Source organism: Aestuariirhabdus sp. LZHN29, from assembly GCF_049985285.1.
GTDB lineage: Bacteria > Pseudomonadota > Gammaproteobacteria > Pseudomonadales > Aestuariirhabdaceae > Aestuariirhabdus.
In genome coordinates, this window is the sequence record NZ_JBNIEU010000004.1 from 171,773 (window position 1) to 195,152 (window position 23,380).

The 23,380-nt window shown below is 54.8% G+C and carries 23 protein-coding genes; 7 read left to right on the forward strand and 16 right to left on the reverse strand.

All coding sequences use genetic code 11. From position 1 onward, the window contains the following. Positions 1-241 precede the first annotated feature (241 nt). The 4 genes from asd to leuC are packed head-to-tail and all read right to left on the reverse strand — an operon-like array spanning position 242 to position 4,580. Positions 242-1,354 (reverse strand): aspartate-semialdehyde dehydrogenase, encoded by a 1,113-nt coding sequence (gene asd, locus ACP3PW_RS14885; RefSeq protein WP_426417522.1) that lies wholly within the window; start codon positions 1,352-1,354, stop codon positions 242-244. A 27-nt stretch (positions 1,355-1,381) separates the two neighbouring features. Continuing rightward, complete coding sequence (gene leuB, locus ACP3PW_RS14890) at positions 1,382-2,458, reverse strand: 3-isopropylmalate dehydrogenase (RefSeq protein WP_426417523.1); 1,077 nt, start codon at positions 2,456-2,458, stop codon at positions 1,382-1,384. Positions 2,459-2,479: 21 nt separating this feature from the next. Next, on the reverse strand, positions 2,480-3,127 hold the full coding sequence (gene leuD / locus ACP3PW_RS14895) for a 3-isopropylmalate dehydratase small subunit (RefSeq protein WP_426417524.1): 648 nt from the start codon (positions 3,125-3,127) through the stop codon (positions 2,480-2,482). 31 nt (positions 3,128-3,158) lie between these two features. Then, positions 3,159-4,580 carry a 3-isopropylmalate dehydratase large subunit gene (gene leuC / locus ACP3PW_RS14900; RefSeq protein ID WP_426417678.1) on the reverse strand — a complete coding sequence of 474 codons (1,422 nt, stop codon included), beginning with the start codon at positions 4,578-4,580 and terminating at the stop codon, positions 3,159-3,161. Positions 4,581-4,766: 186 nt separating this feature from the next. On the opposite strand from leuC, the gene ACP3PW_RS14905 reads away from it, so the two are divergent. Next, on the forward strand, positions 4,767-5,654 hold the full coding sequence (locus ACP3PW_RS14905; RefSeq protein ID WP_426417525.1) for a LysR family transcriptional regulator: 888 nt from the start codon (positions 4,767-4,769) through the stop codon (positions 5,652-5,654). Beyond that, positions 5,651-6,157, forward strand: coding sequence for a SixA phosphatase family protein (locus tag ACP3PW_RS14910; protein ID WP_426417526.1), 507 nt, complete (start codon positions 5,651-5,653; stop codon positions 6,155-6,157). Before ACP3PW_RS14905 ends, ACP3PW_RS14910 begins: the two co-directional genes overlap by 4 nt. Here the strand turns inward: ACP3PW_RS14910 and ACP3PW_RS14915 are convergent. The 3 genes from ACP3PW_RS14915 to prmB all read right to left on the reverse strand — a co-directional run bounded on the left by ACP3PW_RS14915 (position 6,124) and on the right by prmB (position 9,471). Continuing rightward, a complete protein-coding gene (locus ACP3PW_RS14915) occupies positions 6,124-7,305 on the reverse strand; it encodes an MFS transporter (RefSeq protein ID WP_426417527.1) in 1,182 nt (393 codons plus the stop codon). The two genes, ACP3PW_RS14910 and ACP3PW_RS14915, sit on opposite strands and share 34 nt — an antisense overlap. Positions 7,306-7,308: 3 nt before the next feature. After that, positions 7,309-8,412, reverse strand: a complete 1,104-nt coding sequence (gene aroC, locus ACP3PW_RS14920; RefSeq protein ID WP_426417528.1) for a chorismate synthase — start codon at positions 8,410-8,412, stop codon at positions 7,309-7,311. A 126-nt stretch (positions 8,413-8,538) separates the two neighbouring features. After that, positions 8,539-9,471: a 50S ribosomal protein L3 N(5)-glutamine methyltransferase gene (prmB, locus tag ACP3PW_RS14925; RefSeq protein WP_426417529.1), complete on the reverse strand. Its 933-nt coding sequence runs from the start codon at positions 9,469-9,471 to the stop codon at positions 8,539-8,541. Positions 9,472-9,656: 185 nt separating this feature from the next. Here prmB and folE point away from each other — a divergent pair, with 185 nt between their 5' ends. Then, a complete protein-coding gene (gene folE, locus ACP3PW_RS14930) occupies positions 9,657-10,199 on the forward strand; it encodes a GTP cyclohydrolase I FolE (protein WP_426417530.1) in 543 nt (180 codons plus the stop codon). A gap of 9 nt (positions 10,200-10,208) precedes the next feature. Here folE and ACP3PW_RS14935 read toward each other — a convergent pair whose 3' ends face one another. Continuing rightward, positions 10,209-11,174, reverse strand: a complete 966-nt coding sequence (locus tag ACP3PW_RS14935; RefSeq protein ID WP_426417531.1) for a patatin-like phospholipase family protein — start codon at positions 11,172-11,174, stop codon at positions 10,209-10,211. A gap of 21 nt (positions 11,175-11,195) precedes the next feature. Then, positions 11,196-12,056 (reverse strand): DUF4892 domain-containing protein, encoded by an 861-nt coding sequence (locus ACP3PW_RS14940; RefSeq protein ID WP_426417532.1) that lies wholly within the window; start codon positions 12,054-12,056, stop codon positions 11,196-11,198. Between the two features lie 132 nt (positions 12,057-12,188). Between ACP3PW_RS14940 and ACP3PW_RS14945 the strand changes: the two genes are divergently transcribed. Continuing rightward, the gene (locus ACP3PW_RS14945; protein WP_426417533.1) at positions 12,189-14,438 is read left to right on the forward strand and encodes a putative bifunctional diguanylate cyclase/phosphodiesterase; all 2,250 of its coding nucleotides are present in this window, start codon (positions 12,189-12,191) and stop codon (positions 14,436-14,438) included. Here ACP3PW_RS14945 and ACP3PW_RS14950 read toward each other — a convergent pair. Genes ACP3PW_RS14950 through ACP3PW_RS14960 form a run of 3 tightly spaced genes read right to left on the reverse strand, consistent with a single transcriptional unit; the run spans position 14,417 to position 16,515 of the window. Further along, positions 14,417-14,791, reverse strand: coding sequence for a hypothetical protein (locus ACP3PW_RS14950; protein ID WP_426417534.1), 375 nt, complete (start codon positions 14,789-14,791; stop codon positions 14,417-14,419). The two genes, ACP3PW_RS14945 and ACP3PW_RS14950, sit on opposite strands and share 22 nt — an antisense overlap. A 47-nt stretch (positions 14,792-14,838) precedes the next feature. Continuing rightward, entirely contained in the window at positions 14,839-15,708 is an 870-nt protein-coding gene (locus tag ACP3PW_RS14955; RefSeq protein ID WP_426417535.1) for an alpha/beta fold hydrolase, read from the reverse strand. 3 nt (positions 15,709-15,711) lie between these two features. Next, positions 15,712-16,515 carry an alpha/beta hydrolase gene (locus tag ACP3PW_RS14960; RefSeq protein ID WP_426417536.1) on the reverse strand — a complete coding sequence of 268 codons (804 nt, stop codon included), beginning with the start codon at positions 16,513-16,515 and terminating at the stop codon, positions 15,712-15,714. A gap of 96 nt (positions 16,516-16,611) precedes the next feature. Between ACP3PW_RS14960 and ACP3PW_RS14965 the strand changes: the two genes are divergently transcribed. Continuing rightward, positions 16,612-17,403: a patatin-like phospholipase family protein gene (locus ACP3PW_RS14965; protein ID WP_426417537.1), complete on the forward strand. Its 792-nt coding sequence runs from the start codon at positions 16,612-16,614 to the stop codon at positions 17,401-17,403. Between the two features lie 30 nt (positions 17,404-17,433). Here ACP3PW_RS14965 and sixA read toward each other — a convergent pair whose 3' ends face one another. The 3 genes from sixA to ACP3PW_RS14980 are packed head-to-tail and all read right to left on the reverse strand — an operon-like array spanning position 17,434 to position 19,215. Continuing rightward, positions 17,434-17,901, reverse strand: coding sequence for a phosphohistidine phosphatase SixA (gene sixA / locus ACP3PW_RS14970; protein WP_426417538.1), 468 nt, complete (start codon positions 17,899-17,901; stop codon positions 17,434-17,436). Positions 17,902-17,904: 3 nt separating this feature from the next. After that, on the reverse strand, positions 17,905-18,180 hold the full coding sequence (locus ACP3PW_RS14975; RefSeq protein ID WP_426417539.1) for a DUF4389 domain-containing protein: 276 nt from the start codon (positions 18,178-18,180) through the stop codon (positions 17,905-17,907). A gap of 3 nt (positions 18,181-18,183) precedes the next feature. Then, entirely contained in the window at positions 18,184-19,215 is a 1,032-nt protein-coding gene (locus tag ACP3PW_RS14980; RefSeq protein WP_426417540.1) for an NAD(P)H-dependent glycerol-3-phosphate dehydrogenase, read from the reverse strand. 288 nt (positions 19,216-19,503) lie between these two features. Between ACP3PW_RS14980 and fabA the strand changes: the two genes are divergently transcribed. Further along, on the forward strand, positions 19,504-20,019 hold the full coding sequence (gene fabA / locus ACP3PW_RS14985; RefSeq protein WP_426417541.1) for a 3-hydroxyacyl-[acyl-carrier-protein] dehydratase FabA: 516 nt from the start codon (positions 19,504-19,506) through the stop codon (positions 20,017-20,019). 30 nt (positions 20,020-20,049) lie between these two features. Further along, a complete protein-coding gene (fabB, locus tag ACP3PW_RS14990) occupies positions 20,050-21,267 on the forward strand; it encodes a beta-ketoacyl-ACP synthase I (protein ID WP_426417542.1) in 1,218 nt (405 codons plus the stop codon). Between the two features lie 137 nt (positions 21,268-21,404). On the opposite strand, the gene htpG is transcribed toward fabB, so the two are convergent. Next, positions 21,405-23,306, reverse strand: a complete 1,902-nt coding sequence (htpG, locus tag ACP3PW_RS14995) for a molecular chaperone HtpG (RefSeq protein WP_426417543.1) — start codon at positions 23,304-23,306, stop codon at positions 21,405-21,407. Positions 23,307-23,380: the final 74 nt, after the last annotated feature.

The window sequence follows — 23,380 nt, forward strand, 5'->3', positions numbered from 1 at the left end:
TGCGGGTCACGGAACACCCTGACGCCCAACAAGCGGTACGGCCTTCAGCGGCAGAGCAACGAGACAGGCAATCAATCCAGAGCCCAGACCTCGGGGCTTCCAGCGGATTCGACCCTCCCCACCAACGATGTTCGACACCTCATCGGTGCGCCACTGTTGGTTGTCTTGATCTGTGCGTTCTGCGGCGATCAAAGGTGCCGGGGAGCTGCCCCCAGCCCCCTTAGCCTTAGGTCAACAGGTATCAGGCTTCTCGCAGGATCGATAGCATACGCCGTAACGGCTCGGCAGCGCCCCACAGCAACTGATCACCGACCGTGAATGCCGAGAGGTACTTCGGCCCCATGCTCAGCTTGCGCAGACGCCCTACCGGAACGGACAAGGTCCCCGTTGTGACAGTCGGAGTTAAGCCTGCAATGGTCTCATCCCGGTGATTGGGAACCACCCTGACCCAGTCGTTGTGTTCAGCCAACATCGCTTCTATATCGGCCAGGGGTATGTCTTGCTTGAGCTTGATGGTAAAGGCCTGACTATGGCAGCGCATTGATCCGATGCGTACACAATTGCCATCTATCGCTATAGGGTCGGATACGCGCCCTAAAATTTTGTTGGTTTCTACCTGCCCTTTCCACTCTTCCCTGCTTTGTCCATTCTCCACCTCGCTGTCAATCCAGGGGATCAGGCTGCCAGCCAGGGGGACACCAAAATTTGCGGCTGGAAACCCAGGGGAGCGCATTGCATCGGTCACTTTACGATCGATATCCAAAATAGCGCTCGAGGGGGTTGCCAGCTCGTCAGAGACCGCCGTATTCAGCGCTCCCATCTGATGCAGCAACTCCCGCATATTCTGGGCACCGGCACCGGATGCCGCCTGATAGGTCTGGGATGTCAGCCATTCAACCCCTTCTGTCTCAAACAATCCACCCAACGCCATCAGCATCAAACTGACCGTACAGTTGCCACCAACGAACGTTTTTCCACCAGCATCCAGCGCACGATCGATCACCTGACGGTTCACCGGATCAAGTACGATGACACTCTCCTCGGCCATGCGCAGCGAAGAGGCTGCATCAATCCAGTAGCCATCCCAACCACCACTTCTCAGGGACGAGTAGACAGACTTGGTATAATCTCCACCCTGACAGGTCAATACCACGTCCATCTGCGCCAGTTCGCGAATATCGGTAGCATCCTTAAGCGCCGGAACGGGCTTACCAATATCAGGACCAGGCTGCCCTGCCTGCGAGGTTGTAAAGAACACCGGCTCAATCCCGGCAAAATCACCCTCTTCGGCCATGCGTTGCATCAACACCGAGCCAACCATACCCCGCCAACCGACAAAACCTACTTTCAACATAACTTACTCCTCGGGCAGAACCCGACTTCAGGCTAAAGCGGCTAAAACCGCATCCCCCATCTCACGAGTCGATACCCGCTGACAACCCTCTGACTGAATATCCGCGGTACGCAACCCCTGGTCCAGCACACGGCTCACCGCGGCTTCGATAGCATCAGCCGCCTCGGCTTCAGCCAGTGAATAGCGCAGCATCATCGCCGCTGACAAAATCGTCGCCAGCGGGTTCGCTATTCCCTGACCCGCTATATCCGGCGCGGACCCATGGCAGGGTTCGTACATGCCCTTACCATTTTCGTCGAGAGATGCCGATGGCAACATGCCAATCGACCCCGTCAACATGGCAGCAGCGTCTGACAAGATGTCACCAAACATATTGCCGGTCACCATAACGTCAAATTGCTTGGGCGCCCGCACCAGCTGCATGGCAGCATTATCGACGTACATGTGGCTAAGCTCGACATCAGGATAATCCTTGGCCATCTCCTCCATGATCTCACGCCACAACACCGTCACCTCAAGCACATTCGCTTTATCAACCGAACACAACTTACCGCCGCGCTTGCGAGCGGCTTCAAAGGCAACCTTGCCGATTCGACGAATTTCGGATTCGGAATAGACGTAGGTGTTGTAACCCTGACGCTCGCCATTCTCCAGCGTGCGTACACCCCGGGGCTGGCCAAAATAGATGCCACCTGTCAGCTCACGCACGATCAGGATATCCAGCCCGGACACCACTTCCGGCTTGAGGGTTGAGGCCTCGGCTAGCTGGGGGTAAAGGATGGCCGGACGCAAGTTACCAAATAACTGCAAGCCGGAACGTAATCCCAGCAGCCCCTTCTCTGGACGAATCGACATATCGAGAGCATCCCATTTGGGACCTCCCACCGCCCCCAGTAGAATGGCATCCGCGCCACGCGCCTTGGACAGGGTCTCATCGGGCAGCGGCGCACCGTGCACGTCAATCGCACTGCCACCAACCAGCGCCTGGTCAAAAGTAATATCCAGCCCATACTGCTCTGTTACCTGCTCCAGCACCTTCACGGCTTCGGCGGTAATCTCTGGACCAATGCCGTCACCGGGCAAAATCAGAACTTGTTTAGTCATTAATCACTACTCAGTTTGTGTTTATTTGATCGCCCCGAACAACCAGGGGTTCTTTTTTTCGTACTTTTTCTCAAAGCGACGGATGGTGTCCGCATCCTGCAGGGTCAACCCGATATCATCGAGGCCATTGATAAGGCAGTGGCGGCGAAATGCATCCACCACAAACGGGATCTCGTCGCCATTGGGTTTTATGATCAGCTCACGCTCGAGATCGATCTCCAGCTGATAGCCCTCGCAGACCTCCGCTTCCTGAAACAACTGCTCAACCTCGTCATCCAGCAGGGTGATCGGCAAAATACCGTTCTTAAAGCAGTTGTTGTAGAAAATATCGGCAAAACTCGGGGCGATGACACAGCGAAAACCGTAGTCGTCCAGCGCCCAGGGAGCGTGCTCCCGACTGGATCCGCAGCCAAAATTCTGTCGTGCCAATAGCACCGAGGCTCCCGTATAGCGAGGCTGGTTGAGGACAAAGTCAGGGTTCAGCGGGCGCCCGGCACAATCCTGATCGGGTTGCCCTTCATCTAGATAACGCAACTCATCAAACAGGTTGGGGCCAAAGCCACTGCGCTTGATCGATTTAAGGAACTGCTTCGGAATAATCATATCGGTATCAACGTTAGCGCGATCGAGCGGCGCCACAATACCGGTTAACTGGGTAAACTGTTTCATCTGTCTTTCACCTGATCTTTTTTCCGTACACTCAATCCAGCTCGCGAACATCCACGAAGCGTCCCATTATCGCCGCAGCCGCGGCCATAGCCGGGCTGACCAGGTGAGTACGCCCACCGAAACCCTGCCGCCCCTCGAAATTGCGGTTCGATGTTGAGGCGCAGTGCTCTCCTGCACCCAACTTGTCGGCATTCATCGCCAGGCACATCGAACAGCCCGGCTCGCGCCACTCCAGCCCTGCGTCGATAAAAATGCGATCCAAGCCTTCTAATTCGGCCTGCTCTTTCACCAGACCCGAACCGGGAACAACCAACGCCTGCTTCAGGCTTGACGCAACCTTGCGCCCCTTCACTACCTTGGCCGCAACGCGCAGGTCTTCGATACGCGAGTTGGTGCACGAGCCGATAAACACCCGGTCCAGGCGGATGTCGGTAATCTTCTGCCCTGCCTTCAGCCCCATGTACTCAAGGGCTCTGGTGATACCCACGCGGCGAGTTTCATCCTTCTCCTGCGCGGGGTCAGGCACGCTACCATCAACCGGCAGCACCATCTCGGGAGAGGTTCCCCAGGTCACCTGTGGCTTGATGTCAGCTCCATCGAGCACCACCACCCGGTCAAATTCAGCGTCCTCATCCGACACCAACTGCCCCCAGGCCTTAACCGCTTTATTCCAATCGCCCCCCTGGGGAGCATAGGGTCGCCCTTTTACATAATCGATAGTCGTCTGGTCTACGGCTACCATGCCGGCACGCGCACCCGCTTCTATCGCCATATTGCACAGGGTCATACGCCCTTCCATGCTCAACGAGCGAATGGCATCGCCACCAAACTCTATTGCGTAGCCGTTACCCCCGGCGGTTCCAATGGCGCCGATAATGGCCAACACCACATCTTTGGCAGTAACCCCCTCGGCCAGCGCGCCATCTACCCGCACCAGCATGTTTTGCATCTTTTTTGCTACAAGGCACTGAGTCGCCATAACGTGCTCTACTTCGGACGTGCCAATACCATGGGCCAACGCCCCGAACGCGCCATGAGTCGAGGTGTGAGAATCACCACAAACGACCGTCATACCCGGTAAGGTCGCACCCTGCTCAGGCCCCACCACATGTACTATGCCTTGGCGTCGATCGTTCATACGAAACTCCTGCACACCAAAGTGCAGGCAGTTATCGTCGAGCGTCTGCACCTGAATGCGTGAAACCGCGTCCACAATGCCTTCGATCCCGGCTGCTCGTTCATCGCGGGTTGTGGGCACGTTGTGATCCGGGGTTGCCAGGTTGGCATCCAACCGCCAGGGGGTTCGCCCTGCGATTCGCAGCCCTTCGAAAGCCTGGGGCGAAGTCACCTCGTGCAGTAGTTGACGATCAATGTAGATCAACGCCGATCCATCATCGCGTTGCTTAACCAAATGCGCATCCCATAACTTGTCGTACAGGGTTTTTCCAGCCATTGCACTTGCCTCGTAGCTCATTTGCAGCGCTTCACGATGAATTGCTGCACGTTCGGATAGGTCACCCCCACACTGGGTAAGGGCAAACATTGACCGCTATGCTAATATCAGCAACGAGATAAAACAAATTCATATTTGTTATAGTTCGAATTCCTTTTTGGAATTAACAAACCCTAAGGACAATCTATGGAAACCAGCGCCCTGCAGGCCTTTATAGCGGTGGCCGAAAGCGGATCATTTTCTCTCGCCGGCGAACATCTCCATTTGACACAACCCGCCATCAGCAAACGGATCGCTTCACTGGAAACCCAGCTCAATACGCGCCTTTTTGATCGCATTGGTCGCCAGATCAGCCTTACGGAGGCGGGCAACACCCTTCTCCCCAAAGCCTATGGGATTCTTGCGGAACTGGAAGACGCCCGGCGCCAGCTCAACAACCTCAAGGGCGATGTCAGCGGCTCGCTTTCCCTCTCCACCAGCCACCATATTGGCTTGCACCGCCTACCACCGATACTGCGCCAATTCAGCCGCCAGCACCCGCAGGTGGCGCTGGATATTCACTTCGTCGATTCGGAGGTCGCTTACGATGCCGTGATCCACGGTCAGATCGAACTGGGCATCATCACGCTGGCACCTGAGCAGAAAGCGCGGGAACTGATCCATTCGGAAAAAGTGTGGCGAGACCCCCTCTGTTTCGTGGTATCCAATGAGCATCCCCTAGCCCAGGGCAACCCCCTTAGCCTCAACGAGCTCAGTCAATACAGCGCTATTTTTCCAGGGCCTAACACTTTTACCCACCATATCGTAAAAGGCCTGTTCAACAGCCACCACCTGAAGCTTAACGTATCGATGGCAACCAACTATCTGGAGACAATCAAAATGATGGTATCCATAGGGCTCGCCTGGAGTGTGCTGCCACGCTCCATGCTCGATGACGAACTGTCTGAAATAGAGGTCATCGGCGCAGCGTTGGAGCGGGATCTGGGCTATATCCACCATACTGGACGCACCCTCTCCAACGCAGCACGCGCCTTTATCGAGATCCTTAGCAACCATCAGGAGGCCAAACCATGAAACAACTACTGGTGCTGCGTCATGGAAAATCGAGCTGGAGCCACCCCGAGCTGGCGGATATCGACCGTCCGCTCAACAAAAGGGGAAAGCGCACGACGCCACGGATGGCCGAGCTCATCCATGACCGCTATCCCGACCTGAGCCTGATCCTCTCCAGCCCGGCCACAAGAGCTCGGGATACCGCCAGGGCGGTACTGGCCAGTTTTAATGACCAGATCAGGTTGGGCCTTGAGCCCGACCTTTACCACGCCTACCCGGATGAGATCAGCCAAACCCTTGCTCAGTGCGGCGATGGCCACGACTGCGTCATGATAGTCGGTCACAATCCGGGACTGGAGGAGTGGGTTCACGAACTGGACAGGGATTTTTGCGACCCATTGCCCACAGCAGGACTGGTAGCATTGGAGTGCCCTATCGATAGCTGGCAGGAGATTACACTGGGGAACAGTGCGTGCCGGATAACTGGACTCTACCTGCCCCGGGAACAGTTTCCTGACTTGTAGCTGCACAACCCCACACAACGCCACACCAGCAACGCGGCGAAAAGACTCACAACCGAGGCACCTACAAAGGTCCAGCCACCCCCGTACCACTCCCAACTGTACCCCGACAGCAAGGCGCCAAGGGCAGCGCCGCCGCCGAAACTGATCCCACTGTAAAACGCCTGCCCTTGACCCGCATGGGCATGGCCAAAGATCTGTCTAACGTATTCAATCGATGCCGAGTGAAAGCTGCCGAAGGTCGCAGCATGCATCAACTGGGTCAGCAGCACTAACCCAAAATTGTCCGGGTAGAGCCCCAGTAGCGCCCAGCGCAAACTGGCCAACAGCAGCGCGGATAACAGCAACCACTTAACCCCGATCGCCGGCATCAGGCGATGCATAAACCAAAATAAAATGATCTCGGCAATCACTCCCAGCGCCCACAGCACACCGATCACCGCGCTGCTGTGCCCCTGGTCCGCCATATAGATACTGAAAAAGGTGTAATAGGGGCCATGCCCAACCTGCATCAGAGCCGACGCCACAAAAAAACTGAGGACGTCGGGGCGCAGCACTATGGGTAAAAAGCCGCGCGTCTCTTGCTGGGATACGGTCAGCGGGCGCTCTTTCACCCGCAACGAAACCACCAGCATCCCCAGCATCGCGGCCCCCATAAACCAGGGAACGCTTGCTATCCCCCACTCACCGATCAAGACCCCCGCCATCAGCACCATGACCGTAAAACCTATCGACCCCCACAGTCGAATACGACTGTAGTACTCGGGCTGATCCCCGAGGCGAGCAAGAGTAACCACCTCGAACTGGGGTAAAACCGCATTCCAAAAGAAACTGTAGGCGGCGATGGCGAGCGCCAACGGCCAAAAGTCGCGTAAAAAGGGTACAAAACCAAAGATCAGCAGCGTTGCCAAAGACCCCATCCGCACGAGGCGCATGCGGCCACCGTAGCGATCCCCCATCCAACCCCAAAGACTGGGGGCGAACACCTTGGTAACCATCAAGACGGCCATCAATTGACCGATCTCGGCAGCACCAAATGAGAGACTTTGGAGATAGGGAGCCCAATAGGGTGCCTGCACCCCGATAATGGCGAAATAGAAAAAATAGAACAGCGACAGGCTGACGCCTTGGGTGTCAGCGCTTCGTTGCATCGATTACTGCTCGGGAGCTTGCGCCGCGATCACCGGAGTTTGGCAGCGAACATCCCCGTTTTGGGCTCGGTTTCGTAACCAGTGATCCATCAACACGATGGCGAGCATCGCCTCGGCGATGGGCGTAGCGCGGATCCCCACGCAGGGATCGTGGCGCCCCTTGGTTATGACCTCAATAGGCTTACCTGCCAGATCGACGCTACGGCCGGGAAGATGCAAACTGGAGGTAGGCTTCAAGGCGATATGGGCAACAATCTCCTGTCCGGTGGAGATTCCACCCAACACCCCTCCTGCATGATTGGAAAGAAATCCTTCAGGGGTCATCTCATCACGATGTTCGGTACCCTTCTGCTCAACACAATCAAAACCTGCACCAATTTCTACCCCCTTCACCGCGTTGATACTCATCAATGCATGGGCGATATCAGCATCGAGTCGATCAAAGACAGGCTCACCCAAGCCCGGCACCAATCCTGTCGCGGTCACCGTCAAGCGGGCACCGATGGAGTTGCCCTCCTTGCGCAAGCGATCCATATACTGCTCCATCGCCTCCACTTTATCGGGGTCAGGGCAAAAGAAGGGGTTACGGTTTACCTCATCCCAAACCACGCGTTCGATACCTATGGGTCCAAGCTGGGACAGGTAACCTCGTACCTCTATACCGTTGGCGGCGAGAAAGCGCTTGGCAATTCCACCTGCGGCTACACGCATGGCAGTCTCCCGTGCGGATGAGCGCCCCCCCCCGCGATAATCCCTGAAACCGTACTTCTGCGTGTAGGCGTAGTCGGCGTGGCCCGGACGAAATTGCTGGGCAATATTGCTGTAATCCTTGGAACGCTGGTCGGTATTCTCAATCAGCAGACCGATTGGGGTACCCGTTGTTTTGCCCTCAAACACTCCCGACATAATCCGCACCTGGTCCGCCTCACGCCGTTGCGTGGTATGGCGAGAGGTTCCCGGCTTGCGACGGTCAAGGTCAGTTTGCAGCATCGACTCGTCAAGCTCGATACCAGGAGGACAACCATCGACGATGCACCCCAAACCTGGCCCATGAGACTCACCGAAGGTAGTAACGGTGAACAATTTTCCAAAACTGTTTCCAGACATCCGGGTACTCTTTATCGTTATGGTGTAGTGGATTAACCAGCGCCTTTGAAGAGCGCAACGTTAACCCTATCGGCGGCAGATTATACCCTCTTTTGAACCCGCAGCGAGTCCCAAAAGAGGGTTTACTCAACGATCAGCGGCTAACGCCTGAAAGCGGGACTGGTAGGTTCTGCACTCCTGTGCACTGAGCGCCAGCACCCCATCCCCTCCCTGGGCAAACTCGATCCAGGCAAAGGGCACCTCCGGCACCGCCTGTTGCAACGCCACCCAGCTATTGCCAACCTCCAACACCAGAAGACCCTGTTCGCTAAGGTAATCTGCCGCTGAGGCCAGGATATGCCACGCCAGATCGAGGCCATCCTCTCCGGCGGCCAACCCCAATTCTGGCTCATGGTGAAACTCCGACGGCATATCACCCAGGTCCTCTGCATCAACATAGGGTGGGTTACTGACAATCAACTCGTAGCGCCTGCCGGACAAGGCACCGTATAAATCACTTTGCACACACTCAACCCGTCCAGCCAACCCGTGGTCGTCGGTATTGATCGTAGCCACCTGCAGGGCTTCGGCAGACAGGTCAGACAGGTCCACCTTCGCACCGGGAAAAGCATGGGCGCAGGCAATACCAATACAGCCACTGCCAGTGCACAGGTCCAGAATACGGCTTACCTCAACATCCCCTAACCAAGGCTGAAAGCCCTGATCGATCATCTCAGCGATCGGTGAGCGCGGAACAAGAACCCTCTCGTCCACATAAAACGGCATGCCACAAAACCAGGCTTTATTGATCAGGTAAGGCAGTGGAACGCGCTCATCAACCCTTCTCCGGATCTGTGACTGCAGCAGCATCCGTTCATCACCGGTAAGGTTGCAACTCATCATTGCAGGGTCGAAATCCCAGGGCAGATGCAGGCTCTGGAGCACCAGCTGCACCGCCTCATCCCAGCCATTATCGGTTCCATGACCGTAAAAGAGCTCGGCCTCATTAAAGCGACTATAGGCCCAGCGAATATAATCGGCGATCGTGGTTAAACCCTGGGTTGCGACCGGTTCGTTCAAGCGCCTTGCTCCTGCAGATGAATAAAACGCAATGGTAGCCAATACGTCCCCTAATTCCCACCGGCTGATTCCGATCCCCGGGGCATAATGCAGGGTTTGCGGCGCCGCGGCGAACACGTACAATAGCGTCCCTTGATTCACTAGCCTGTCCATTTGGCGGGCTACCATACCTGAGTGATAGCATCATGGAAAAGTCGTTCGCCAACATAATCAGCGCCATAGGTGAAGACCTGAACCGCCCTGGGCTAGCCGACACACCGGCGCGAGCGGCCAAGGCGTTTGAGTTTCTCAACCGAGGTTACCAGCAGAGCCTCGACGAGGTGGTCAACGATGCACTATTCCCCTCCGACAATGATGAGATGGTAATCGTCAAGGATATCGAGCTCTACTCACTGTGCGAACATCACCTGCTGCCCTTTATTGGCCGCTGCCACGTGGCTTATCTGCCCACCGGCAAGGTACTGGGGCTTTCCAAGATCGCACGCATCGTTGATATGTTCGCTCGTCGCCTGCAGATTCAGGAAAACCTCACCAAGCAGATCGCCGACACGATACAACAGGTTACGGGGGCTTCAGGGGTCGGGGTGATTATCGAAGCCAAACATATGTGCATGATGATGCGCGGTGTGGAGAAGCAGAACTCGTCGATGAAGACCTCGGTGATGCTGGGCCATTTCCGCAACAAAGCTCACACCCGCGCCGAATTTCTGTCCCTGATACGCGATTAAACTCCCGGGCTAGCCAGCACTGCCGTCATCCTGCTCATGGGTCGGCAGTGTATTTCCTGCGGTTTCATAACGATCAAGGGCGTCGCTGGCGATGATTCGCCCCATCTCAATCAGTTCCGGCCCTAGGTGAAACTCGTAGAAGCGGCAGATATCCTTGGGAATAGAAATGAGCAGATCCGGAGGGTAGCCCGCCATTTTGAACTGAGTCAACGAGCCCTGCATCGTTTCAAATGACTGATTAATAATATCCATCATTCCACTTGGCGGTTTGCCCTGCCCCACGCTTCCGCCATTGGTTATTGCAGGAGCACCGACACTCATCGCCGCCATCGACCTGTTGCGTGATATACGCTCCAGCCAGCGCGAAAACAGTTGCAGCCGCCTGGCCTCTCGATTACCTCTCTCGACTTTCGGCAAGCTGTACCCACCCGCCTCCCCCGCCAGATTAACGGCGACAATCAGATCGGAGTGGGCCGATACAACCGGAGCAATCGGCAATGGGTTTAGCAGCCCTCCATCCACCAGAACACGATTACGATCTATGACTGGAGTAAGCAGGGTTGGAATAGCAACCGAGGCGCGAATCGCGTTGCGCAGTGATCCCCGCTGAAACCACAACTCCTGTTGCGCCACCAAATCGGTTGCGACGGCGGTATAGGGGAGCTCCAGCTCCTCAATGTGCAGGTCACCGATCATCTCACCGAGCACCGCAAACACCCGCTCACCCCGCAGCGCACCTTGGGAACTGAAACTAATATCAGCTAACCGCAGAACGTCCAGATACCCCAGGCTATGAAGCCAGTCCCGAAATAACTCAAGCTTACCTGCCGCGTAGATGCCTCCGACCAAGGCTCCCATGGAGCAACCCGCGATAGCGTTAATTCGGTAGCCTCGAGAGACCAGTTCATCGATCACCCCTACATGGGTGTAGCCCCGTGCGCCGCCACTTCCCAACACCAAGGATACCGTTTTCACTCTCGCTCCTTTAGCTTCAGGCTACAACAGGATGGCGCGCACAATAATACGCCCGGGCTTGGCACCCGGCAGCAATGTGGGGCCCACGCCCATTACGCTGAAACCCGAAACATCGACGCCCGCGCCCACCAACTGCCGCGCGATCTCTGCCGCGTAGTCACGCGAGGTGCTGACCAACTGATCCAGATCCTCTTGATTGCTTGCATCGCCCGATGTAGAAACAGCCAGAATCACAGGTTGCGAACGCTCATGCATCAGCGTCACCAGCTCTCTAAACGCAGGTGACTCTGCCAGCGTATCAGCCTCGACAGGCCAGCCGGAAAATTCAACATAGTGTTCCTGTTGCGCCCGGGCACGCAGCGCATCGTCCGTGGCAAAGTGCTCAACCAGGCTGTAAACCCGCCCATTGCCCCGACGGATCGCATAACTCAGCAAATACTCCCCCGGAAAGGATGCATTCTCGGCTACTAGATAAAATTGGGCGTTATCCGGCCCATAAAGCTGCTTGATACCAAACACTTCATTAGCCCAGAAATTACTGCTCCCGCAACGTCGCCCTTCACAGCGAAATAGCGGGGTGAAGCCTTGAACCTCTATCGCACGCTCTACATGTTCAAAGGCACGTCGATTGGTGTGGCCTTCGGGAATTTGGTACACCACCCGGGTCAACTCACCATTGACCCGATATTCGCTATCTGCGCGCACCACCCCGTTAATTTTTTTTATAGAACCGGTAACGAGCCGATGGTTATTTTCATGGCCTTGACGCTGCTCAACCACCTCTGCATTGGGGTAAGGGTCTACCCCGGCATTCAAAGCAAACGCTGGAGCGGCTAGAAACATCCCCACCCCGCCCAAAAAACAGACTAACTGACTACCCAACACAACACCTCCATCCCAAGATCCCGGCTCTGCCAAGAGCCAGTTGCGCCACTTTAAGCGATATTTAGCCACAGCAATACAGCCAACTTCTCCTACACTGTGTTATAGCATCGCCGCTAGTGGGATGAAAGCGTGACAGCATCCATGTTCCAGCGCCTGTTAAATAAAAAACTAGTCGCTATACCTGTATCACTACTGATTCCCGCGCTGGTCCTGTGTGGCGGGTTCGCATGGGTATTGCTCTGGTCAGGGCTGGCCATCTCTCTCAAACTCATACTGACAGCGATTCTGGTTGCCGCACTTACCCTATGCTTCTCACTATATCGCCAGTATCAGCAACTGAGCCTATTTGCGCACGAGGACCAAACACCTCGCCTGCTGGTAGATCGAGACGGTGTTTTACTGGCCCGCAATAATGCCACCGAATGCTTCGCACCCCTGACCACCCCGCAATCTCCCATTGCATTCCAGACGCTGTTTGAAACCGAGAATCAGCCCTGCTTGATTAAACTTCTAGATGAAGCACTCCGAGGAAAAGCCAGCAGCCACCGGGTCGCCCTAAAGCTGCGAAACGGCTACCATCATTTCAGCGTGCACTGTAAGCCAGCCCTGAGCAAAAAGTCTGGTGATCACTGGCTGATTAGCTTTACCGATGTCACCGAACTGCAAACCCTGGGCGACGCCCTGGAACAAACGGAGCAGCACTATCAGCAGGTTGTTGACCTGACAACCGAGGCACTTCTCGTGCTTGACGGCAACCGAATCACTTATGCCAATAGATCTGCTGCACGATTACTGGGGGTTGGGGACCAACTTCAATTGGTACACCGCAAGTTACGGGAGTTCTTTACTGGACAGCAGTGGAAAAAAACCCCAAAGGAATTTCGTGCTCTACTAAAGAAAAAAAGCTTCCAGCTAAATCGGATTGAACTCGAACTCTGCACTGCACAAAACGCTCCCTTAACAGTGGAAGCTATCGCAAAACCATTTCGTTTCCAGGAGAGTCAGTCAACACTCCTATCATTAACCGATATTGGCCATCAAAAAATCCAGCAAAGACAATTAGAGCACGCTGCCCATTATGACGACATAACCAACTTACCCAACCGTCATTATTTTCTTGACCAACTTGCACGGGTCATCGCACGGTCCCACCGCTCACCGAACGAACACGCCGTACTCTTTATCGACCTCGATAACTTTAAGGAAATTAACGATTCGTTAGGCCATGAAACGGGAGATCAAGTTTTGCAGGAGGTCGCTCGACGGCTCAGCAATCACTCTCGGCGAGAAAACACCCTGGCCCGACTGGGTGGCGATGAATTCTCACTTTTAATAGAGAATATATCTTCCCCTTATGATGCCTCTTCAGCTGCAAGCAACATCGTAGAATTACTCAGCGCTCCGATTCGTCTTCATGGGCACACTCGCTGGGTAACACCTAGCATCGGCATCGCTTTATACCCCCAAAACGGAACGGCAACCAAAGAGTTGCTAAAAAATGCCGACACGGCAATGTACCACGCCAAGCGTTCGGGTAAAAACGGCTACCGCTTTTTCAGCACCGGAATGAACCGTACCCTGAATCGTCGTTTGCAGCTGGAACAGGAGCTGGAGGATGTACTAACAAATGATAAGTTACAGACCTATTTCCAGCCCAGAGTTCGTGCCGAGGATCACAAGATTGTTGGACTTGAAGCGCTGGCTCGCTGGCAGGATAGTCAGGGAGTTATGATATCGCCAGAAGAGCACCTGAATGTGGCCCAGCAGAGTCAGCTTATCTTTCGCTTTGAGCAGGAGATGCTGCGGCAACTATGCGAACAATTAAAAAAATGGCGGCTACTGGGTGTTTCCTTTGGCACCCTGTCACTCAATCTCTCAACCGCCTTGCTGGAGGACAGCGATGCGTTAATGAATCAACTCACTCTCTTGTACAATGAAAAAGCTCCCGACAGCCAACTGGAAATCGAATTGGACGCGCCCGTTTTATTTAACGGAAATCCCAGGGTGTCGACGCTGCTCGATCGTATATCCCGACTCGGTTTTAAATTGGCGATCGATCATTTTGGTTCCGCCCCGACCTCGTTCCCTCTACTCGGCACCCTCCCTATCAGCACGATAAAGGTTAACCGGGACTTGATTCGGGCGGTCGAGCAAAGGGTTGATCGTCAACGCATTCTGAGAACAATCTCACTCACCGCCCATAGCCTGGATATGCAGTTATCTGCGACGGGAATCGAAAGCGAACAACAAGCGCACTGGTTACAACAGCTCGGATGCGACCTGATACAGGGAAACTACTTTTACCCTCCCCAGGACGCCGAAGCGATCACACACCTGCTACTGAACCGGGACGCCACTCAGGAATCACCTTCAGATTGACGATAACCTTCGAGCCAAACCAGTGCTTCCTCTTCACAGGTAAACCCTCTTACCGGGTATTCGGGTGGATGCACGGTGGTATACATCCGCATCAGAAATTTCTCTAGCGGAGTTCGGGTCATAATGGCAACTGCTGCCGAAATACGCTTGTAGTCGTCACTCTGGAGGAACGTTAGCGCGTCACTGTCAACTTTAGCGGTTCGCTGCGCAACGATCAGGGCCGGGTGCCTGCGAGGACAGAGCTGATAGGCGCGCTCGGCGACATTGCGCACCGCCTCCAACGTTATGTGGGCATCGGGGCCGTAATCCACCCGCATAATACCGTCTTCTTCCATCCACACCCTGGGTTCCACGATAGGTCTCCCCACCCCTAACTGTAACGAAGGGCTATCAGGGTAACCTATGCATCATTATCAGAAAACCGGTTAAAGAGACGAGCAACCTCCGTCACTTGAGTTTCCATATGCAAGTGGTGCCCACCAGGCACCGTGCATAGGGTGAATCCCTGTAGCAGCTCCTTACTGCGAACAAACTCATCGCGCTTGAGGTAGATACCCTGCTCAGCGAGCACCAGGCAGGTAGGGGCTGTCACACTGGATACGAAAGCCTGGGCTTGCTCCCAGGTCAATCGCATCATTGAGGGGAGCCTGAGGCGCAAATCACTACGCCACTGAAAACCACCGGGAACCTCCTCGATCCCTCTCTGGGTTAAGGCCTCTGCAGCCTCAGCTGATAGGGGATTAAACCCTTTCATGCGAGCCTCTATTGCCCTATCAATAGAGGGGTAAACTGTTTTTCTCTTCTGATCAATTGATTGCAATCCGTTAATCGCTTTTGCTAACTGCGCCGGAGTCTCATCGCTTGACGTCACCATAGGCCAGACCCCATCAATCAAAAACAATCGATCGACGCGTTGGGGGAAACTACCGGCAATCAAGGTCGCTATAATTGCGCCCATCGAGTGCCCCAATAGTGCAAACTGTTCCAGCTTCAAACCGTTCGCCAGCGCGATCACATCCGCCACGTTATCCCAAATATTGTACGCTGCACCCATTGGCCTATGGCTGCTCCTTCCGTGCCCAATCAGATCCACAGCCAATACCCGATAGTGGGTTATCAGCGGCGCCAGAAAATCGAAGCTGGCGGCATTGTCCAGCCAACCATGCAGGGCAAATAGGACCGGTTTACCGGGATCACCCCAGGCACAAATGGCCACCCGTAAGCCGTTCACTTCCACTTCAAACTCTTCACCGATACCAGCAAATTTCATCGATCAAGCATCCCTGTTGAGCAGTGACTGTAAAACCGTATGGATATGATGTGCCGTTTCCAGCGGGTGTTCCAACGGAAACATATGGGTACCATTCACCCGTTTTTGTAACAAAGCCCCATGACGCTCTCCCCTGCGCACTCGCTGTCCTTTCACCACATCACTCCGATCTCCGTACAACAACGCCGTTGGGGTTTCAAAACGCGTGTATTTAGGCGGAGCACGATGGGGTACATTTCGATAGATGCTGACCTCTACCTCCGGGTGATATACCAGCTCAACACGTGTCCCATGGCTTCGCAAACCCGACTGCAAATAGTCCTCGAGACAATCTGCGTCAAAATGCTTGAACAGGTGTTTACTGCGAAAATAGTTCCGCGCCTCATTATGGTCTGGCCACTGAGAACGCCGGTCTCTGGTCTTTCCTGCGGGGGTAATTCGGTCAATCCAGCCGGTATTTTTGGCAATAGAGATCATAACCTTCTCGAACGGGCTGATAACAAAAGAGTCGAGCATTACCACCGCGTCAAAAAGATCGGGCCTGCGCGCAGCAGCAAACGAACAGAGCACACCACCTAACGAGTGGCCGACGCCAATCACCGGCTGGGTATAACCCCGCTCTACCGCCTCGATCAACTCATCGACCAAGTGCGTCCAACTGCTACTTACCGGAAAACGGGGGTTATGTCCGTGCTGCTCAAGATACCCCACCTCATAGCCGTGGTTTTCTAGCCCGAGAAACAACTTACGATAACTGCCCGAAGGGAACCCATTGGCATGGGCAAAGTGTATCTGTCGACGATTCATGAGAGGATTATGCTCTAAGAGGGCGTTGTACGGGCAGCAGCCCTTGATGGATAGCGCCGCGTTTATTACCGGCAATTTAGTTGACATATAATCTATATGAACACCCCCACCTTCGGCAAGCCCTCCATCGAACAGCCAACGCTTGCCGACTGGCTGGCACAGGAGCCGTTCACGCTGACGATGTCTTCGGGTTTTTTCAGCTTTTACGCCCACTGCGGCATGCTCTGCGCCCTCCACGAGCATCAGCTGTCACCGGCGAAAATCACCGGTTCCAGCGCTGGAGCACTAGTGGGAAGCTGCCTGGCGAGCGGCCGCCCCGCCACCGAAATACGTGATTTGCTACTGTCAATAACACCCGACAGTTGCTGGGACCCCGGCTGGGGGCCAGGGCTATTAAAAGGGGAACTATTCAAGAGCATGCTAAGGGATTTCACCGCAATCGAAGAGTTTGAAGAGTGCAGCATCCCCGTACACCTGTCGGCCTACCATGCTCGCAGCCGGACAACACGGGTGCTCTCAACAGGTAATTTGGCGGAGGCTGTGCACGCTTCTTGCGCCGTGCCGTTGCTGATGCAACCGGCCCGTATTGCGAACCAACTCTATTGGGACGGAGGCATCGGTGACCGCCACGGTCTCGCGGCCACTCAGCCCGGAGAGCGGATCTTCTACCACCATATCGCCTCACGCTCCCCCTGGCGCCTTCCCAGCAGCCACGCCTTAAAAGTTCCGGCCCGGCACAATCTTCAGGCATTGGTCATCCGAGGGCTGCCACGAAGCTCACCTCGAAATATGAGCCGCGGCCCCCTGGCACTGACAATGGCTCGCGAAGCCACGCTACGTGCACTCGACACCCCTGTCGGGGATGGTGTTTTTGACAGGCAAGCTTGAGCAGAGCCCAATCTCTCAAACGGATAACGGCTAAAGCCGCCCCTGGGGCCCCAACATTGCACGCAGTAACCCCGTGCCCGCTGCAATCCATTCAGCTTCGATCACTGCGATATCCGCGGTCGCAAACCCTGGCCCCCAGGCCCCCTCACCCTCCAACAACCAACCTGCCATGCGACTCACCAGGGGCATATGACAGACTAACAAGAGGTTATCGGTTGTGGACTCTGCCAACGATTGCAGGGCGATGACGGGGTCAGCATCCGGAATCAATAGCTCACTACTCGAAAATCCTCCCCCCAACTCCTGGGATACCAGCGCAGCGGTCTGCTGGGCACGACGATAGGGGCTCGCCACCACTCTTTCGATAGCATAACCGGTCAGGTAACGGGCGCTGGCTGCGGCCTGGGCCTCTCCCGCCGCAGTTAGGGCGCGCTGGGCGTCATCAACAGCCATTCCCTCGGCTTCGCCATGGCGCATCAACAGTACGAGGCGAGCCATCGATTACTCTTGAGGCCAATCGCTGAAAGGGAAAGGTTTTTCATCACTGTTATAGGTAAGAAACTGTAGCGTCTGATAGATAAAAAGATTCAGGCTACGGGAAAAATTCAGCAAATTGGTATTGGGGCCTCCCGTCACCAGAGCAAACAGTATCTGGGCCAATACCACCACCCCAACAACAAGGCGGGCGATCTGCATAATGACCCAAAACACCACCATAAACAGCAGGCGCAACCATTGGGATTCAGATTTCAGGTGTTGCTTAATGGACTCTTCCATAACTCAGGCTCCCTCTTGTGTATCGGCTTGCAGAATAAATTCGACATCGGTTTTTTGCTCCCCAAGCATCAGCTCACGGGTCACTTCGCGAATACTGCGCTGGTTCACAACGATCTCATACAGACCATCGACCAATGGCATGTAAACTTGCAACTCCTGGGCTTTCTCCCGCACCAAACGCAGGGTATTGATGCCTTCGGCAACCTGCCCGAGTTCTGCCTCCGCCTCGCTCAGGGACTTACCCTGGCCCAGCGCATACCCCACACGAAAATTTCGGCTCAGGGGACTGGTACAGGTCACGATGAGATCCCCCACCCCCGATAACCCAAGAAAAGTTAAGGGATTAGCCCCCATCCGCACCGCAAACCGGCTCATCTCTGCCAACGCTCGGGTTATGAGCATACTCTTGGTGTTTTCCCCCATGCCTAATGAGCCCGCCAACCCTGCCACAATCGCATAGATGTTTTTCAACGCCCCGCCAAGCTCGACACCGTAGGTATCGTGGTTGGAATAAACGCGAAAATAATCGGAGTGCAGTAGTAACTGCACCTCCTGGCACAGCTCCTCATCGGCGCTGGCAATAACCGTTGCCGTAATCGCCTTGGCCACCACCTCCTTGGCCAGGTTAGGGCCACTAAGCACGCCCACGCGCGCAGTAGGTACCTCTTCTGCCAAAATTTGGCTCATCAGGTCAAAGCTACCGGCTTCCACCCCCTTGGTAGTGCTGATAAGGATTTTACCCCCTACCACCGACTTCATGGTGCTCACCACGGAGCGAAAAGAGCTGCTGGGAATAGACACAAAAACGACATCGGCCTCGGCAGTAGCCCACAGGATGTCCGTCGAAGCCCGCACCCCTTGATGAAGCTCGTAACCCGGCAAATAGGTTGTATTGATGTGGCAATTATTAATGCTTTCGGCCAAGGCTTCGTCACGCATCCATTGGCGTACCTCGTGACCATTACTGGCAATAATGTCGGCAACCGCAGTACCAAAACTACCACCACCGATTACGGCGACAATCTTCCCCGTCATAGACACTCTCTTTAAGTTCCTGAAACTGTTTTAGGGCCCAAAACTACCGCCCTCAACACTGCACAGAGTGTATCACAGGGAAGCTGGTGGTCATTGCCCCCACAGATGTAAACCGGGTGATGGGCGAATGTTTGAATTTTGTTACCAGCAACCGCTGTGCGTTATCCCGCTGGGCAATTGGTGGTATAGTGGCCGGCGTTTAATCTGACCGAATAGTGGTATATCGGGCTGTGGATGACCCTGTCTTCAGAGGCTGATCACCCCCACTTTATTAACTCAGGACTATTTATGACACCCAAAAACGCCTATAGCCGCGAAGAGCTACTCGAATGCGGCGCCGGCAAGATGTTCGGCCCCGGCAATGCCCAGCTCCCAACCCCCAACATGCTGATGATGGACCGTATCGTGCGTATCTCGGCGGAAGGCGGAGAGCATGGCAAAGGAGAGATCATTGCCGAACTCGATATCACTCCGGACCTTTGGTTTTTCGAATGTCATTTTCCTGGCGATCCCGTTATGCCGGGCTGCCTGGGCCTCGATGCCATGTGGCAACTTGTAGGATTTTTCCTGGGGTGGCAAGGAAACCCAGGCCGCGGTAGAGCACTGGGGTGTGGTGAAGTGAAGTTCACCGGCCAGATTTTGCCAACGGCGAAAAAGGTGACCTACCGCATCAATCTTAAGCGTGTAATCAGCCGCAAGCTGGTACTGGGCATTGCAGATGGTTCTGTAAGTGTGGACGGTCGCGAGATCTACACCGCCGAGAACCTGCGAGTAGGCCTGTTCACATCGACAGATAACTTCTAACAACAAGCACAAAGAACAAGGTACAGCACTATGAGACGCGTAGTAGTAACCGGAATGGGCATCACCTCTTGCCTGGGCAATGACAAAGCCAGTGTGCTGGAGTCCCTGCAGCAGGGCAAATCAGGCATCAAGCTGAACGAAACGTACCGAGATATGGGCTTTCGTAGCCACATTTCCGGCTCGGTCTCGATTGACCTTGCTGAACATATTGATCGCAAGCAGTTGCGATTTATGGGGCAGGCTGCAGGTTACGCCTACCTGGCCATGGAGCAAGCGATTGCCGATGCGGGCCTGAGTGAGTCCGACGTATCCAACGAGCGCTCCGGCCTGATTGCCGGCTCTGGTGGCGCCTCCTCGGAGAACATTGTCGAAGCCGCCGACATCATTCGCGAAAAAGGCATCAAACGCGTGGGCCCCTACCGTGTGCCCCGCACCATGGGTAGCACCGTATCAGCCTGTCTGGCGACCCCGTTCAAGATCAAGGGCATCAATTACTCCATCACCTCTGCTTGCGCGACCAGCGCTCACTGCATCGGTAATGGCGTGGAGCAGATTCAACTAGGCAAGCAGGACATCGTTTTCGCCGGCGGTGGCGAAGAGGAGCATTGGAGCCAAACAGGTCTCTTTGACGCGATGGGCGCACTGTCCACCAAATACAATGACACCCCTGAATTAGCGTCTCGTGCCTACGATGCTGACCGTGATGGCTTTGTTATTGCGGGCGGCGGCGGCATGGTGGTGCTGGAGGAGCTGGAGCACGCACTGGCCCGCGGTGCCAAAATTTACGCCGAAGTGATTGGTTACGGTGCGACCTCTGATGGTTACGATATGGTCGCTCCTTCGGGCGAAGGCGCCCAGCGCTGCATGAAGATCGCAACCGCTACCGTTGATACACCGATCGACTATATCAACGTGCACGGCACCAGTACCCCGGTTGGCGATCTGGCCGAACTGAAAGCAATTCGCGCTGCCTTTGGCGACAAGATCCCTGCCCTGAGTTCAACCAAATCCCTCTCCGGCCACTCCCTGGGGGCCGCTGGCGTTCAGGAAGCGATCTACTCGCTACTAATGCTGGAGAATGATTTCATCTGCGCCTCTGCAAACGTCAACACACTGGACGAGCAGGCACAGGACATGCCCATCGTGCTTGAGGCAAAGCAGAACGCGGGCTTGACGACCGTTATGTCCAACAGCTTCGGCTTTGGTGGCACTAACGCCGCACTGGTTCTGCGTCGCTATAACGGTTGATCCGTACCGTCTATTGTCTAGACGCCTAAGCGGCATTAAAAAAGGGAGCTCAGGCTCCCTTTTTTAATGCCGACAAATCAAGACAAATGCCTGTTTAGCCGAAAACGCGGGGAAGGTATCTCCCCCGCTAACGCGGTTTAGTTGCTCAGTTCGAGCAGCAACTTATTGAGGCGCTGCACATAGCCGGCCGGGTCCTTCAGGTTTCCACCCTCGGCCAGATTCGCCTGATCAAACAACACCGCGGTCAGATCACTGAATCGATCCATATCGCTTTCATTGGCCAGTTTTTGCACCAACGGGTGTTCGGGGTTAAGTTCAAAACTGGGTTTGGAGTCGGGCACTGCCTGCCCTGCGGACTCGAGAATGCGGCGCATCTGCGCCCCCATATCCATCTCACCCACCACCAGACACGCCGGAGAGTCTGTCAGTCTGTGAGTGATACGTACCTCATCCACTTGCTCTTTGAGCTCCTCAGATACCCGCTCAACCAGATCCTTATACTCCTCGGCAACCTTCTCCTGATTGGCCTTCTCCTCCTCAGAGTCCAGCGTGCCCAAATCGAGAGCACCCTTGGCCACACTAACCAGCTGCTTGCCATCGAACTCCATCAGGTGTTGCATCAACCACTCATCGATACGATCGTAGAGTACCAGCACCTCAATCCCCTTCTTGCGGAAGATCTCCAGGTGAGGACTGCTCTTGGCCGCGGCATAACTGTCGCCAGCAATAAAGTAGACCTTCTCCTGACCTTCCGCCATCCGTGCCACGTATTCATCGAGGGAGACATTCTGCTCCTCGCCGTCGCCGTGGGTAGAGGCAAAACGCAACAGTTTGGCGATCTTCTCCTTGTTGGCGTAATCTTCTGCTGGCCCCTCTTTCAGCACCTGACCAAACTCTTTCCAGAATAGAGCGTATTTTTCAGAGTCCTTATTAGCCAACTTACTCAGCATATCAAGCACACGCTTGGTGAGCGCACCGCGCATAGTGTCGATCGCAGGGTCCTTCTGCAAAATCTCGCGAGATACGTTCAACGATAGGTCATTGGAGTCCACCACACCTTTGATAAAGCGCAGGTAAAGCGGCAAGAACTGCTCCGCCTCGTCCATGATAAATACGCGCTGGACGTAGAGCTTCAACCCACGAGGAATATCACGATTCCATAGATCATGAGGCGCACGCGCAGGAATATAAAGCAGGCTGGTGTAATCAAGCTTTCCCTCAACCTTGTTATGACTCCAGCTCAGAGGATCCTCAAAGTCATGACTAACGTGCTTATAGAACTCTTGGTACTCGTCGTCACTAAGGTCAGCCCGGGGACGAGTCCACAGTGCTGTAGCAGAGTTAACCGTCTCCTCCTCGGGAGCTTTAATCTCGGTTTCATTCTCGGCAGCAAGTTCCTCTTTCACCATGATGACTGGAACCGCGATATGGTCAGAGTACTTGCGAACGATATTGCGCAGACGGAAGCCGTCGGCGTATTCCGTGCAATCGGGTTTCAGGTGCAGGGTGATTTCGGTACCACGGCGGTCTCGGTCAGCCGCTTCGATAGTGAACTCTCCCTCACCGCTAGACTCCCAGCGAACCGCTTCGGTTTCGCCGGCACGACGGGATACTACGGTTACCCGGTCGGCAACGATAAAGGCGGAATAGAAGCCAACCCCAAACTGACCAATCAGGCTGGCATCTTTTTTCTGGTCACCGGTTAGGGACTGCAGAAACTGCGCGGTACCAGATTTTGCGATAGTGCCAAGATTATCAATAACCTCCTGACGGTTCATGCCGATACCGTTATCGGTTAGCGTCAGCGTATTAGCTTCGGCATCATGACTGATACGGATCGAAAGCTCGGTATCCGATTCCAGAAGGCTGCTATTGGAAAGCGCCTCGAAGCGCAATTTATCCACCGCATCGGATGCGTTGGAGATCAGCTCCCTAAGAAAAATCTCCTTATTGGAGTATAGGGAGTGGATCATCAGGTGAAGCATCTGCTTCACCTCGGTTTGAAAGCCCAGTGTCTCTTTTTGATTCTCTGTCATCATCGTTTGGCCTGAAGATCAGTTACTGAAAAGGTGTGGTACTGAAATGAAAATTTCACCACATGCAGGCACATTAG

Excerpts from the sequence above, each read along its gene's own strand:
- asd (WP_426417522.1), bottom strand. The coding sequence starts at position 1,354 with ATGTTGAAAGTAGGTTTTGTCGGTTGGCGGGGTATGGTTGGCTCGGTG.
- leuB (WP_426417523.1), bottom strand. The coding sequence starts at position 2,458 with ATGACTAAACAAGTTCTGATTTTGCCCGGTGACGGCATTGGTCCAGAG.
- leuD (WP_426417524.1), bottom strand. The coding sequence starts at position 3,127 with ATGAAACAGTTTACCCAGTTAACCGGTATTGTGGCGCCGCTCGATCGC.
- leuC (WP_426417678.1), bottom strand. The coding sequence starts at position 4,580 with ATGGCTGGAAAAACCCTGTACGACAAGTTATGGGATGCGCATTTGGTT.
- ACP3PW_RS14905 (WP_426417525.1), top strand. The coding sequence starts at position 4,767 with ATGGAAACCAGCGCCCTGCAGGCCTTTATAGCGGTGGCCGAAAGCGGA.
- ACP3PW_RS14910 (WP_426417526.1), top strand. The coding sequence starts at position 5,651 with ATGAAACAACTACTGGTGCTGCGTCATGGAAAATCGAGCTGGAGCCAC.
- ACP3PW_RS14915 (WP_426417527.1), bottom strand. The coding sequence starts at position 7,305 with ATGCAACGAAGCGCTGACACCCAAGGCGTCAGCCTGTCGCTGTTCTAT.
- aroC (WP_426417528.1), bottom strand. The coding sequence starts at position 8,412 with ATGTCTGGAAACAGTTTTGGAAAATTGTTCACCGTTACTACCTTCGGT.
- folE (WP_426417530.1), top strand. The coding sequence starts at position 9,657 with ATGGAAAAGTCGTTCGCCAACATAATCAGCGCCATAGGTGAAGACCTG.
- ACP3PW_RS14955 (WP_426417535.1), bottom strand. The coding sequence starts at position 15,708 with ATGAAATTTGCTGGTATCGGTGAAGAGTTTGAAGTGGAAGTGAACGGC.
- ACP3PW_RS14960 (WP_426417536.1), bottom strand. The coding sequence starts at position 16,515 with ATGAATCGTCGACAGATACACTTTGCCCATGCCAATGGGTTCCCTTCG.
- ACP3PW_RS14965 (WP_426417537.1), top strand. The coding sequence starts at position 16,612 with ATGAACACCCCCACCTTCGGCAAGCCCTCCATCGAACAGCCAACGCTT.
- sixA (WP_426417538.1), bottom strand. The coding sequence starts at position 17,901 with ATGGCTCGCCTCGTACTGTTGATGCGCCATGGCGAAGCCGAGGGAATG.
- ACP3PW_RS14975 (WP_426417539.1), bottom strand. The coding sequence starts at position 18,180 with ATGGAAGAGTCCATTAAGCAACACCTGAAATCTGAATCCCAATGGTTG.
- ACP3PW_RS14980 (WP_426417540.1), bottom strand. The coding sequence starts at position 19,215 with ATGACGGGGAAGATTGTCGCCGTAATCGGTGGTGGTAGTTTTGGTACT.
- fabA (WP_426417541.1), top strand. The coding sequence starts at position 19,504 with ATGACACCCAAAAACGCCTATAGCCGCGAAGAGCTACTCGAATGCGGC.
- fabB (WP_426417542.1), top strand. The coding sequence starts at position 20,050 with ATGAGACGCGTAGTAGTAACCGGAATGGGCATCACCTCTTGCCTGGGC.
- htpG (WP_426417543.1), bottom strand. The coding sequence starts at position 23,306 with ATGATGACAGAGAATCAAAAAGAGACACTGGGCTTTCAAACCGAGGTG.